General features: G+C 45.7%; 1 protein-coding gene. It reads left to right on the forward strand.

The window, feature by feature from the left end; all coding sequences use genetic code 11:
• Positions 1-670 (forward strand): ATP-binding domain-containing protein (locus tag AC1DWN_RS34440; protein WP_477563295.1); only part of this gene is annotated, 670 nt, incomplete at its 5' end.
• Positions 671-900: the final 230 nt, after the last annotated feature.

A 900-nucleotide genomic window follows, 5' to 3' on the forward strand; every position in this document is an offset into this window, starting at 1 on the left:
GGATTATTCACCGTTCCAGCTTGAAGTACTACGTTTATGTCAACGTACGGCATCGATGACTGTGCTTGGTGACTTGCAGCAGGGAATTCACGCCTATGCCGGCGTTCAAAGCTGGTCGGAGTTAACGACGTTGTTCGACGATGAGCTGATCGGTTATTTCGAACTGAACAGGAGCTACCGTTCGACGATGGAAATTATCGAATTCGCCAACAGAATATTAGGTGAAATGACGGGTGGCGTAAAGCCAGCCATTCCTGTATTCAGAAGTGGTGATACAGTTGTGACAGAGGCAGTTGCGAACGAGGAATGGTTGGAAGCCATTGAAGCTAATGTTCGCGAATGGCAAGCGAAAGGCGAGTATGAGACGRTTTCCGTTATCGGTCGTACGGCTTTGGAGTGCGAAGAAATCTATCAGCATTTGATTGATAAAGGCTTAAAAGCATCTATCGTTCAAAGCAAGAAGCCGGCTTATGGCGGCGGTCTTTCTGTAGTACCTGTTTATTTATCAAAGGGGCTGGAGTTTGATGCGGTTCTAATTGCTGATGCTGGCGAAAATGCATATGACCGAATTGATGCGAAGCTCCTATATGTTGGATGCACACGTGCCTTGCATAAGCTGAAGCTGCTATATCGTGGTAATTTGACATCGTTGCTAGGCGCCGAAACGTAACTTCGGTATAATAGGTTATATGATTAGTAGACAGCGGAGTCTTTTTGGGAAGTAGAAGCTGGATTTATCAGCTATAGAAGTGGTTGCTTCGGCGGCCCATTCATTTAACAACGATCGCCGCGTTTATCGTGGCGGTCGTTGTTGCGTTCACGCTCGTTTATTAGTCGATAAAGACTTATAATAGGGTAATCGGTGTACATGAACCGAGATTATAGAGGCTTAAACAAGCT

It is taken from the genome of Paenibacillus sp. P4_A7 (assembly GCF_056402455.1).